Source organism: Microbispora sp. NPDC046933 (assembly GCF_040644635.1).
GTDB lineage: Bacteria > Actinomycetota > Actinomycetes > Streptosporangiales > Streptosporangiaceae > Microbispora.
In genome coordinates this window covers 176,156-188,225 of record NZ_JBEYWW010000019.1, presented here as the reverse complement: position 1 = coordinate 188,225, position 12,070 = coordinate 176,156, and the positions used below count along the sequence as shown (strand labels likewise).

The 12,070-nt window shown below is 73.4% G+C and carries 11 protein-coding genes; 3 read left to right on the top strand and 8 right to left on the bottom strand.

Features of this window, described 5'->3' with window-relative positions:
* The first annotated feature begins 66 nt into the window (after positions 1 to 66).
* Entirely contained in the window at positions 67 to 624 is a 558-nt protein-coding gene (locus tag ABZ857_RS25220) for a YetF domain-containing protein (RefSeq protein ID WP_357046795.1), read from the top strand.
* Positions 625 to 720: 96 nt separating this feature from the next.
* On the opposite strand, the gene ABZ857_RS25215 is transcribed toward ABZ857_RS25220, so the two are convergent.
* The 5 genes from ABZ857_RS25215 to ABZ857_RS25195 all read right to left on the bottom strand — a co-directional run bounded on the left by ABZ857_RS25215 (position 721) and on the right by ABZ857_RS25195 (position 5,428).
* Positions 721 to 1,191 (bottom strand): SPW repeat protein, encoded by a 471-nt coding sequence (locus tag ABZ857_RS25215; RefSeq protein WP_357046793.1) that lies wholly within the window; start codon positions 1,189 to 1,191, stop codon positions 721 to 723.
* Positions 1,192 to 1,329: 138 nt separating this feature from the next.
* Entirely contained in the window at positions 1,330 to 3,105 is a 1,776-nt protein-coding gene (locus ABZ857_RS25210; protein WP_357046791.1) for a glycoside hydrolase family 15 protein, read from the bottom strand.
* A gap of 57 nt (positions 3,106 to 3,162) precedes the next feature.
* A complete protein-coding gene (locus ABZ857_RS25205) occupies positions 3,163 to 4,512 on the bottom strand; it encodes a D-arabinono-1,4-lactone oxidase (RefSeq protein WP_357046789.1) in 1,350 nt (449 codons plus the stop codon).
* A gap of 49 nt (positions 4,513 to 4,561) precedes the next feature.
* Positions 4,562 to 5,260: a peroxiredoxin gene (locus ABZ857_RS25200; protein WP_357046788.1), complete on the bottom strand. Its 699-nt coding sequence runs from the start codon at positions 5,258 to 5,260 to the stop codon at positions 4,562 to 4,564.
* 18 nt (positions 5,261 to 5,278) lie between these two features.
* Positions 5,279 to 5,428: a hypothetical protein gene (locus tag ABZ857_RS25195; protein WP_357046786.1), complete on the bottom strand. Its 150-nt coding sequence runs from the start codon at positions 5,426 to 5,428 to the stop codon at positions 5,279 to 5,281.
* Positions 5,429 to 5,556: 128 nt separating this feature from the next.
* On the opposite strand from ABZ857_RS25195, the gene ABZ857_RS25190 reads away from it, so the two are divergent.
* Entirely contained in the window at positions 5,557 to 6,192 is a 636-nt protein-coding gene (locus ABZ857_RS25190) for a class I SAM-dependent methyltransferase (protein WP_357046784.1), read from the top strand.
* 9 nt (positions 6,193 to 6,201) lie between these two features.
* On the opposite strand, the gene ABZ857_RS25185 is transcribed toward ABZ857_RS25190, so the two are convergent.
* The 3 genes from ABZ857_RS25185 to ABZ857_RS25175 form a co-directional block, all read right to left on the bottom strand.
* Positions 6,202 to 7,461, bottom strand: coding sequence for an MFS transporter (locus tag ABZ857_RS25185; RefSeq protein ID WP_357046782.1), 1,260 nt, complete (start codon positions 7,459 to 7,461; stop codon positions 6,202 to 6,204).
* Positions 7,462 to 7,550: 89 nt separating this feature from the next.
* A complete protein-coding gene (locus tag ABZ857_RS25180) occupies positions 7,551 to 7,817 on the bottom strand; it encodes a hypothetical protein (RefSeq protein ID WP_357046780.1) in 267 nt (88 codons plus the stop codon).
* A gap of 506 nt (positions 7,818 to 8,323) precedes the next feature.
* Entirely contained in the window at positions 8,324 to 9,367 is a 1,044-nt protein-coding gene (locus tag ABZ857_RS25175) for a LacI family DNA-binding transcriptional regulator (RefSeq protein ID WP_357046778.1), read from the bottom strand.
* A 306-nt stretch (positions 9,368 to 9,673) separates the two neighbouring features.
* Between ABZ857_RS25175 and ABZ857_RS25170 the strand changes: the two genes are divergently transcribed.
* Positions 9,674 to 12,031, top strand: a complete 2,358-nt coding sequence (locus ABZ857_RS25170; protein ID WP_357046776.1) for a glycoside hydrolase family 3 N-terminal domain-containing protein — start codon at positions 9,674 to 9,676, stop codon at positions 12,029 to 12,031.
* Positions 12,032 to 12,070: the final 39 nt, after the last annotated feature.

Genomic DNA, 12,070 nt, shown 5'->3' with positions numbered 1-12,070 from the left:
GTCCGGGCGGGGGGGGGGGGGGCCGCGCGCGCCCCCCCCCCCCCCCCTCCACGCTGGAGGGAAGCCATGTCCCCGCTGTCCGGAGTCTCGCCGCCGCTCGGGGTGTTCCTGCTGTTCGGGCAGGTCGCCGCTCTGGGCTGGGTGGCCGTCAAGACACTCCTTCTGTACGCGACCGCCGTCGCCGGGCTGCGCCTCACCAAGCGCCGCATGATCGCCGAGCTGTCGCCGTTCGACTTCGTCGCCGCGGTCGCGGTGGGCGCGATCGTGGGCCGCACCGCGACCGCGTCCGACACCTCGTATCTCACCGGGGCCGCCGCGCTGCTCACGGTGATCGCCGTGCACGCCGTCGTGACCCAGGTGCGGTTGCGATCCCCGTCACCGCACTGGTTCGACCACACGCCCCGGATCCTGGTGGACGAGGGCGAGATCCAGCGGCGACAGCTGCGGCGGTGCGGGCTCACCGAGCCCGACCTGTACGCGATCCTGCGCCAGCACGGCGTCGCCTCGCTCTCCTCGGTCCGATACGTGATCTTCGAACCGAAGGGGGCGGTGAGCGTCGTCACGAGGGACCGCCCCGTGGGCGACGTCACCCACCACGGGCTGCGGCACGCGCCCCGTCCGTGACGGGCCGGGCACGACGAGGCCGGCGAAGGAGCCAGCCCTTCCCCGCCGGCCGGGTGCCGTACGCCGCCCTCGGCGCAGCCCGCGCGGGCGCGGCGGCTACCACTCGCCGCCCGGTTCGCCGACCCCCCGCCGGCTGCTGCGGTACTCGTGCTGCCGGTAGTTCGCGGCGAACGCCAGCGAACCGAGGCCGAACAGGAAGATGATCGCCCCGGTGACCACGTTGTCCCAGATGGTCGCGGTGGTCGCCGGCTGGCCGCGGATCACCCACGGCGCGATGATCGTCCAGACGCCCAGCACCGGCGTCACCCAGCTCATGCCGTACGTGCGGCCGAAGGCGGACGCGCAGCTCATCGCGAGCGCCGCGACCGTCAGCCCGACGATCAGGTTGTTGATCGCCAGACCGCCGAGGCCGCTGAAGCCCACGATCCACGGCGAGATGGCGAGATAGACCCCGGCGAGGAACGTCACTCCGTCCATGACCTGCGCGGGAGCGGTCGATCCCGCGCGGTCGTACGTCTGGCGCAGCTCCGTCACGTCCGGGCGGCGGGCCAGACCTGGTCGCACCATGTCGCGTCACCTCTTCTCCCAGGTGTTCTCCCCGAGGCGGCCGGGCCGAAGACCCGGACCCCTCGTTCGCATCATGCAACGCCGCAGGTGGATGAGGGGAGGTCGCGAGATGCGCGGGAAACAGATGGAGGACATCTGTCAGTCAGATGTCGCCGGCGCGGCCAGGGCCTGGGCCGTGTTCACGATGGAGACGTGGCTGTAGGCCTGGGGGAAGTTGCCGGCCTGACGCCCGCGGCCGACGTCGTACTCCTCCGACAGCAGGCCGACGTCGTTGCGCAGGGACAGCAGGCGGTCGAACAGGCGCCGCGACCGGTCGCGGCGGCCGAGCAGGGCGAGCGCGTGGGCGAGCCAGAAGGAGCAGGCGATGAAGACGCCCTCCCCGCCCGGCAGCCGGTCGACGTCGTCGGCCTCGGGCCGGTAGCGCAGGACGAGGCCGTCCTCCGTCAGCTCGCGGCACACGGCGTCGACGGTGCCCGCCACGCGGGGGTCGTCCAGGGGCAGGAAGCCGAGCCGGGGAATGAGCAGCAGCGCGGCGTCGAGGCCCTTCGACCCGTAGAACTGGGTGAAGGTGTTCCTGTCGGCGTCGTAGCCGTGCGCGCACACGTCCCGGTGGATCTCCTCGCGCAGGGTGCGCCAGCGGCCGGCGGGACCGCCGAGGCCCTGCTTCTCGACCGAGCGGACCATGCGGTCCGCCGCCACCCAGGCGAGGACCTTGGAGTGGACGAAGTCGCGGCGCGGGCCGCGCACCTCCCACAGCCCGTTGTCGGGCTCCCGCCACGCCCCCTCCAGATACTCCATGAGCGCGCACTGCAGGTCCCACGCCTCCTCGTCGGGCCGCAGGCCCGCCTCCCTGGCCCGGTGGAGGCAGTCGATCACCTCGCCGTACACGTCGAGCTGGAACTGCCGCGAGGCGGCGTTGCCGACCCGCACCGGCCGCGATCCCTCGTATCCCCGCAGCCAGTCGACGGTCCACTCGGGCATGTGCCTGCTGCCGTCGACCGCGTACATGATCTGCAGGTCGGCGGGGTCCCCGGCGACGGCCCGCAGCAGCCAGTCGCGCCAGGCCGTCGCCTCGTCGCCGTACCCGGCGCCCATCAGCGCCTGCAGGGTGAACGAGGCGTCCCGCAGCCAGCTGTAGCGGTAGTCCCAGTTGCGCGGCCCGCCGATCAGCTCGGGCAGCGAGGTCGTGGGCGCCGCGACGATGCCCCCGGTGGGGGCGTACGTGAGGGCCTTGAGCGCGAGGAGGCTGCTGCCCACGGCCTCGCCGTACTCCCCCTGGTAGCGGCACCGGCCGAGCCACTGTTTCCACAGCCGGTCGGTGGCGGCCAGCTCCTCGGCCGCCTCAAGCCGCCGCGGCCGGCCCTGCCAGGACTGCTGCCAGGTGAGCACGAACGGCACCCGGTCTCCCGCCGCGACGGTGAAGGAGGCGGTCGTCCCGCGGAGCTGGGAGTCGTGGGTGAGCTCGACGGGCGACTGGAGCCAGGCGGCGTTGGGACCGGCGACGACGGCCAGCTCTCCCCCGCGGTGCCGCACCCAGGGGATCACGTCGCCGTATTCGAAGCGCAGCAGCAGTTCCGTGCGCATCTCCACCCGGCCCCGCACGCCTTCCACGATGCGCACGAGGTCGGGCGCCTCCCCGCGCGGCGGCATGAAGTCGAGGACCCGCACGCACCCGCCGGGCATGTCCCAGGTCGTCTCCAGGACCAGCGTGCCGTCGCGGTAGCGGCGCCCGGTGCACGTCCCCCCGCCCGCCGGGGCCAGCAGCCAGCGGCCCGCCGCGCGGCCGCCCAGGAGCGCCGCGAAGCAGGCTCCGGAGTCGAAGCGCGGCAGGCACAGCCAGTCCACCGATCCGTCGCGGCCGACCAGGGCGGCCGTGTGCATGTCGCCGATGAGGGCGTAGTCCTCGATGCGCATCGTCCTCCCCCGTGATCCCCGGGGACCTACCCGGTCGTCATGGGACGAACCGGGCGACTAGCGACCGAGGACGTACCGCTCGACGAACTCGTTGGCGAAGACGCCGCGCGGGTCGTAGTGCCGCGCCAGCGCCGCGAAGTCGTCCAGGCGCTCGTAGCGGGAGCGCAGGACGTCCGCGGGGAGGGTGAAGAGCTTCCCCCAGTGGGGCCGCGCGCCGAACGGCGCCAGGCACTCCTCGATCGCGGTGAGCACGGGCGTCACGGCTGCGGCGTCCTTGATCCAGGTGAAGTGGAAGGCCACGGTCTCGCGGCCCTGGCTCGGGCTCAGCCACAGGTCGTCCGCGGCGATCGTACGGATCTCGGAGATCTGCAGGACCGGGGCGATACGGTCGCGGATCGCTTCGAGGGCGTGGAACGCCGCGGCGGCGTGCCGCCGGGGCACCATGTACTCCGCCTGGAGCTCCTCGCCGCTGCTGGGGGTGAAGTCGGGCCGGAAGTGCGGCAGCCGCTCGAACCAGGGGCCGGGGACGCCCATCTGGGCCGTGCAGTGCACCGCGGACATGCCCGGCACGGGATGCCTCGGGCCGTCGGCCGGCGGCGCCCCGAAGAAGCCGCCGCCCGGCTCGGCGCCGTGGAGCCCCCCGGCGGCCGTGGCCCCCTCCAGGCCGCCCGCGGCCGCGTCCCCCGCGAGCCCGCTCACCGCCGCCGCCTCGGCGGGGTCCGCGTCGGCCGCGCCGGCCCGCTCCTTCACCCAGACCTGGTTGATCCGTGAGGTCCGCCAGTCGGTGAACAGGCTGACGCTGTACGCGGCGGACATGACCGCGTCGAACTGGTCGTCGAGCACCTCGGCCGGCAGGCCCTCGTACACGCGCTGGCGGACGTCGAACGACGGAACGACGTCGAGCGTCATGGCGACGACGGCGCCGAGGGCGCCCAGCGCGACGACGGCTCCGGCGAACCGGTCGCCGTCCGCGTCGCGGCTCAGCGTGACGAGGTCGCCGTCGGCGGTCACCATCTCGATCGCGCGCACGGACGTGGCGAGGCCGCCGTTGGCGTCGCCCGAGCCGTGGGTGCCGGTCGCGCAGGAGCCCGCGACCGAGATGTGCGGCAGGGACGCGAGGTTGGGCAGGGCGTAGCCCTTGTCGTGCAGACGGCGGCCCAGCTCGCCGTACCGGACGCTCGCGGCCACCCGGACGGTGGACGACGCGCTGTCGATCTCGATCTCCGGTGGCAGCGCGTCCAGCGAGATCAGGGCGCCCGCAGAGTCGGCGAGATGGTTGAAGGAGTGGCCGCTGCCGAGCACGCGGGCCTTCCCGCTCCGCGCCACCAGGGCGCGCACCTCTTCCAAAGAGGAGGGCCGCTCGACCGCCGCGGCCCGGAAGGTGATGTTGCCCGCCCAGTTTGTCACCGTATGAGTCACAAAGGAGTTCTACCGGAACACGGCGCCCACGTGGCGGTCAGGCGCCGCGTCCGGGGAGGCTCGCGAGATACCAGTCGACGAGCTTGAGCCGCTCGTCCGCCAGCCTGGCCTCCACCTCGGCCTGGGTCTTCGGCGCGCCCAGCAGCACGTCGTCGCCCGGCCGCCAGTTCGCCGGGCAGGAGACGCCGTCGCGGTCGGCCGTCTGCAGCGCGTCCACGAGCCTGAGGATCTCGGGGACCATCCGCCCCGCGTTCATCGGGTAGTAGAGGATCGCGCGGACCACCGACTCCGGGTCGATCACGAACACCGCGCGGACCGCCGCCGTCGCCGACGCGTTCGGGTGGAGCATGCCGTACGCGCGGGACACCCGCGTGTCCAGGTCGGCGATGATCGGGAAGGGGATCTTCACGCCGATCCTGTCCTCGATCGCCCGCGTCCAGGCCAGGTGGCTGTGCACGGAGTCGACCGAGTTGCCGAGCAGGGCGACGTTCCGGGCGGCGAACTCCTCTGCCAGCTCGGCGAACGCGACGAACTCGGTGGTGCAGACCGGGGTGAAGTCGGCGGGGTGGCTGAACAGCACGAGCCACCGCCCGGCGTAGTCGGCGAGCCGGACCGGCCCGTGGGTGCTCTCGGCCTCGAAGTCCGGCGCCCTGTCGCCGATGAGCGGCAGCCGGGCGGCGGGTGCCACGTCAGAGTTCGCCGCAGAGTTCGCCGCAGAGGTCACGGCAGAGGTCATGGTCGCTTCCTTTCCGCGTCACGCCGCCCTGAGTGGGGCCGGAGTGGGGCCTGAGTGGGGCCGGCCCGCGAGCGCCGTCGCCGGCGCCGAGGCGGTCGCCGCGCTCACCTTCTCGTCCACCTCGTCGTCCAGCGCGTCATCCGTCGCGTCGTCCATCGCGTCGTCCATCGCGTCGCGTCGTCCATCCGGCCCGTACCCGCGATGGCCGGTGGCGACCACGACCGTTTCGCCCCGATTCGGTAATGCCGCTCCGCTCGCCGCGCGGGGAAGGAATGAGGGACGGGAAGGGGGACGCCATGCCGACGACCAGGGTCAGCCATCCGCTGTTCGCGCGCTTCTACACGTGGTTCAGCCAGGTGCTCGACCGGCACGGCATGACCGGGCAGCGTGAGGCGCTGGTGGCGGGGCTGTCGGGCCGGGTGATCGAGGTCGGCGCGGGCAACGGGCTGAACTTCGCCCACTATCCGCCGTCCGTCACCGGTGTGCTGGCCGTCGAGCCCGAACCGCGGCTGCGGGCGGTCGCCCGCCACGCCGCCCGCGGGGCGGGGGCGCGGATCGAGGTCGTCGGCGGCCTGGCCGACCGGCTCCCGGCCGCCGACGGCGAGTTCGACGCGGCGGTGGTGTCGTTCGTGCTGTGCTCGCTGCCCGATCCCGCCGCCGGGCTGCGGGAGATCCGCCGCGTGCTGGCCCCCGGCGGGCGGTTGCGCTTCCTCGAACACGTCCGCGCCGGCCTCACCGGCTGGGCCCGGGTGCAGGACCTGCTGGACGCGACCGTGTGGCCGAGCCTGACCGGCGGCTGCCACACGGGCCGCGACAGCGTCGCGGCGATCGAGGCGGCCGGCTTCACCGTCGGGCCGCTGGAGCGCTTCGTCTTCCCCGGCCGCGTCCGCAGCCCCATCTCCTTCTGCGTACGCGGCGAGGCCCGGCCCTGAGATCCGGGTTCAGGGGGTGTCCGGGCGGCTCGCCAGTGCGTCGTACCGGCGGAAGGCGGACACGCCGAAACCGGTCACCAGGACGAGCAGGGCGCACACCAGGCCGCCGCCCGCCCAGGAGGGCACGAGCCCGAAGGCGTCCGCGCTGGCGCCCGCCCGCAGGTCGCCCAGGCGGGGCCCGCCCGCGACGACGACCATGAACACCCCCTGCAGGCGTCCGCGCATCTCGTCGGGCGCGTAGGTCTGCAGGATCGTCTGCCGCCAGACGGCCGAGGCGAGGTCGGTCGCGCCGCCGATCGCCAGCAGCGCCACGACCAGCCACAACGGCTGTGCCAGCGCCGCCGCGGCCACCGTCACGCCCCACAGGGCGATCACGAGCGTGAGCGCCACCCCCTGGCGGCGTACGCGGCCGACCCAGCCGGAGAAGACGCCGGCGACGACCGCCCCGATGGCGATGCTCGCCGACAGCCAGCCGAACGCCACGGCCGACCCGCCGAAGCGCTCGGCCGCCATCTCCGGGAACAGCGCCCTCGGCATCGCGAACGCCATCGCGATGATGTCCACCACGAACGACATGAGCACGACGGGCCTGCTCACCACGTATCTGAGCCCGTCCACCACCGAGCGCAGGCCCGGCCGGGAGATCTCGCCGACGGGCGCCAGCGTCGGCAGCCGTACGGCCGCGTAGAAGCCCGCGCCGAACAGGACGGCGTCGATGAGGTACGCGGTGGCGTACCCGCCCTTGGCGAGCACCACTCCGGCCAGCAGCGGCCCGACCACCGTGCCGATGCTGCTGACGAGGAAGTTGAGGGTGTTGGCCGCGGGGACCCGCTCGGTGGGCACGATGCGGGGAATGATCGCGCCGCGCGTCGCCGAGGTGACGGCGAAGCCGATCGACTGCAGGGCGATGACGGCGAGGATGAGGTAGACGTTGCCGAGCCCCGACCAGGCGTGCAGCAGCAGGGCGACGGTGGACAGCCAGGCCACCACCGAGCCGGCCAGCAGGAGCCGGCGGCGGTCCATCGCGTCGGCGACCGCGCCGCCCCACAGTCCGAAGACGACCAGCGGGACGAGGCTCACCGGTCCGAGCAGGCCCACCCACAGGGACGACCCCGTGATGCTGTACACCTGCCCGCTCACGGCCACCGAGGTGAGCTGGAAGCCGATGAACGAGACGCCCTGCCCCACCAGCAGCCGCCGGTACGCGGGAATGCTCAGGGGCCGGGTGTCGAGGGCGACACGCTTGAGAACCGCCTGTACCCCCGCCACCCTCTACCTCGCCGATCTGGGCATATAGAACATTTGGCGTACTTTACCCTGATCACGTGCGGCGGCCGTGGCCGGAGTCCGGGAAAGGGTCAGACCGGAACCGCCCGTGCCTCACGCAGCGGCTTGAGGGCCCCCGACCAGTCGAGCAGCTCGTCCAGCATCTCGTTCAGGGCCGGCTCCTGTCCGGGGCCCGGCCGCAGCACGCGCGGCGCGTCCGGATCGGCCGGGTAGCTCGGCTCGAAGTCGGCGAACACCGACAACGTCACCTGCGAGCGCACTGCCACGTGCTGGGCGGCGACCTTCACCTCGCCCAGCACCTGGCGCAGGTGCTCGACGGCACGGGCGCCGCCGGCCACGCCGTACCCGCCCGCAACCTTGTCGTTCCAGCGAACAGATGGTCCACGGCGTTCTCGAGCACGGCCGGGACGGGATGGTTGTACTCCGGTGCCACCTTCCGGAGGCGGTCCGGGACCGCCTCTGACGTGGCGGCAATCGCGTCCGAAATTTTCGACGATATGCCGAATATTTCTACGGGCGGACGCCGCGCCCGGGAGGAGGAGCGGTACACGGGCCCGAACCGGCCGGGGCGCTCACGAGGATCCGGGCCATCACGACGACCGGCGAGACCTGCCGTGCGCCCGGTCGTCCCGCCGGCCGCCACGGTGCGGGGCGTTGCGGGCATGGGGGCCGAGAGTTCCAGCGCGGGCGGCGTACATCCGGGACCGACCCGGGGCTCACCGCCCCCGCCCGGCCGGACGGCGGGGCGCTACCGACTCCGCCGGGCCGGTACAGCACGACCGGTGGAAGGAAATTGGCCGCCGAAATTTCCATCGGTGTTCCGAAACTTCAGGCCGTGAGAACGTCAGGCCACGAGCGGGGCGGTGCTCCCGCGGACGACGAGGCTGGTGGTGAGTTCGAGACGGTTCTGCGGCGGGGCCTCCCCGCGGGCGAGCGCGACCAGCATGGTCGCGGCGGCGGCGGCCATCTCGGTCAGCGGCTGGCGGACCGTCGTCAGCGCGGGGATGAGCCACTGCGCCATCGGCAGGTCGTCGAAGCCGACCACGCTCAGCTCGTCGGGGATGCGCAGCCCCATCTCGTGGGCCGCCTGATACACGCCCATGGCCTGCGCGTCGTTGAAGGCGAACACGGCGGTCGGGGGCCGGGGCAGCGCGAGCAGGGAGCGGGCGTGCGCCAGGCCGTCCTCCGCGCTGAAGTCGCCCTGGCGGACGAGCGCCGGGTCCGTGGGCACGCCCGCGGTGTCCATCGCGGCGCGGAACCCGTCGAGCCGCGCCCGGCTGGACAGGGCGCGGGCCGGACCGGTGATGAGGGCGATGCGCCGGTGCCCCAGCTCCAGCAGGTGGCGCGCGGCCGACAGGCCGCCGCTCCAGTTCCCCGCGCCCACCGAGGGCAGCTCGTGTCCGGGGTCGCCGGTGGGATCGACCAGCACCAGGGGGATGTCCCTCGTCCTGAGCTGCTCGCGCTGGGCCCGGGTGAGGCCGGAGAAGACCACGATCACGCCGCAGGGGCGGCGGCCGATCACCCCCTCGATCCAGCCCCTGGCGGGAGGGTGGCGGCCCTGCAGCTCGGAGACGACCACCGCCAGGTCGTGCTCGCGGGCCACCTGCTCGACCCCCTTGATGACCTCCATCGCGTACGCGCCCTCCAGTTCGTGGAAGACCAGTTCGACCAGAGGGGCCGCGGTGGGGCGCTTCTTCTGCCGGCGGTACCCGTGCTCGCGGATCAGGTCCTCGACCAGGGCGCGGGTCTCGGGGGCGACTTCGGACCTGCCGTTGACGACCTTGGAGACGGTCGCGGGGGACACCCCCGCCAGCTCGGCGATCTGGGCGATGGTCAGCGGCCGGGAGGGCGTGCGTTCCGGAGGTGTCGGCTCCCTGGTCGTCGTCATGGCCGCAGTTTAGCGCCCAACTTTCGGACACTCACCCGAATGTTTCGGATATCTCACCGCCGATTCCTTGACGACCTCCAGCACAGCGACCTAGAGTCCCCATAAACTATCGGTCCTAATTTAGAAACTTTCGGACCACCGTTCAGACGACAGCTCGGATGACAGGGGGCGCTCGATGCGGCTGCTCGCGTATCGCCGTCTGCCGCCGCCGCGGCGCGGGTACGGCCGGGCCGATCGCCGCCGGAACCCCGTACGGCGTCTTCCGGGGCCGAGCTCCACGCGATGAATCGACAAGCAAGGGATGTCATGACATTCGTAGACGCGCCGGGGCTCGCGCCCTGGCGGGACGGCGACCGGCCTCTCGACGAACGCGTGGAGGCGCTGCTGGCCGAGATGACGCTGGAGGAGAAGGTCGCCCAGCTCGGATCGGTCTGGGTCGACATCTCGCCCGCCGGCTCGGAGGCGGCGGGCGGCAACGTCGCCCCGTTGCAGGACCTGTTCATGAAGGACGGCGTGGACCTGGCCGACCGGATGCGCGACGGGGTCGGCCATCTGACCCGGGTGTACGGCACGGCGCCGGTGAGCCCGGCGGAGGGGGCGGCCGGGCTGCGGAAGCTGCAGGAGCAGGTGATCGCGGCCAACCGGTTCGGCATCCCCGCCATCGCGCACGAGGAGTGCCTGACCGGGTTCGCCACCTACGGCGCGACCGCCTACCCCACGCCGCTGGCCTGGGCCGCGACCTTCGACCCCGCCCTCGTCACGCGGATGGCCCGGGCGATCGGCGACGACCTGCGCGCCGTCGGCGTCCACCAGGGCCTGTCGCCGGTGCTCGACGTGGTGCGCGACTACCGGTGGGGCCGGGTCGAGGAGACCCTCGGCGAGGACCCCTACCTGGTGGGCCAGATCGGCGCGGCCTACGTACGCGGCCTGGAGGAGACCGGGGTCATCGCGACGCTCAAGCACTTCGCCGGGTACGCCGCCTCCCGGGCGGGCCGCAACCACGCACCGGTCAGCATCGGACCCCGCGAGATGGCCGACGTCATCCTCCCGCCGTTCGAGACGGCCATCCACGAGGGCGGCGCCCGGTCGGTCATGAACTCCTACACCGACATCGACGGCGTGCCGGTCGGCGCGAACCCGGACCTGCTGCGGCGCGTGCTGCGCGACCAGTGGGGGTTCGACGGCACGGTGGTGGCCGACTACTGGGCGGTGCCGTTCCTCGCCATGAATCACCACGTCGCCGCCGACGAGGCGCACGCGGGCGCGATCGCGCTGCGCGCGGGCATCGACGTGGAGCTGCCCGAAACGGTCGGCTACGGCGAGCGCCTGGTGGGGCAGGTGCGGGCCGGCCGCGTGGAGGAGCCGCTCGTCGACGAGGCGGTGCGCCGGGTGCTGCGGCAGAAGATCGAACTCGGCCTGCTCGACGGCGGCCCCCTCGTGCCCGACGGTGCCGCCGAGGTCGACCTGGACAGCCCCCGCAACCGCGACCTGGCCCGCATCGTGGCCGAACGCTCCGTCGTGCTGCTGGCCAACCCCACCGGCGTGCTGCCCGTCGCCGCCGGGACGACCGCGCGGATCGCCGTCGTCGGCCCATGCGCCGACGACCCGCGGACCCTGCTCGGCTGCTACGCCTTCCCGAACCATGTGCTCGACCGCTTCCCCGGCCACGGCATGGGCCTGCCCGTAGCCCCCGTCCTGGACCGCCTGCGGGCCGAGTTCCCGGACGCGGACCTGCGGTTCGCGCGGGGCGCGGACGTGTCCGGCGACGACACCTCGGGCATCGCCGAGGCCGCCGCCCTGGCCGCCGAGTCCGACCTCGTCCTGCTGTTCGTCGGCGACCGGGCCGGCCTGTTCGGCAACGGCACCTCCGGCGAGGGCTGCGACGCCGCCCACCTCGGCCTGCCCGGAGTCCAGGCGGAACTGGCCGAGGCGGTCCTGGCGACCGGCACACCGGCCGTGCTGGTCGTCGTGTCCGGCCGCCCCTACGCGATCGGCGCCTACGCCGATCGGGCCGCCGCCGCCCTCCAGGCGTTCCTGCCGGGCGTCGAGGGAGGCGCGGCGATCGCGGGGGTGCTCAGCGGCCGGGTGAACCCGTCCGGGCGGCTGCCCGTCCAGATCCCCGGCTCCCCCTTCGTCACCCCCTCCACCTACCTGCAGCCGCCCCTGGGACTGCGGACCGACGGCATCTCGGTGTCCGACCCCACCCCGGCGTTCCCCTTCGGCCACGGCCTGTCGTACACCACGGTCCGGTACGACGCGATGACGACCTCCGCGGAGCGGTGCCCCACGGACGGCACGGTCGAGGCGCGGGTGACCGTCACCAACACCGGCTCCAGGGCGGCGGAGGAGGTCGTGCAGCTGTACGCCTCCGACCCGGTGGCCCAGGTGGCCCGGCCCGTCGCGCAACTGGTGGGCTTCGCCCGGGTGCCGCTCGCACCCGGCGAGACCCGCGAGGTGGTCTTCGAGGCGCCGGCCGACGCCTTCTCCTACACCGGTCCCGACCTGCGCAGGATCGTCGAGCCGGGCGCGATCGTGCTCACCGCCGGCCCGTCCGCCGCCGACCGCCCGCTGCGCGCCGAGATCCTGCTGACCGGCGACACCGTCGTGCTCGGCCGGGCCCGGCGGCTCACCACACACGCGCGGATGCCGGAACCGGCCTCCTGACCGTGACTCGCGTACGGCGGGTGGCCGGGCCGCCCGCCG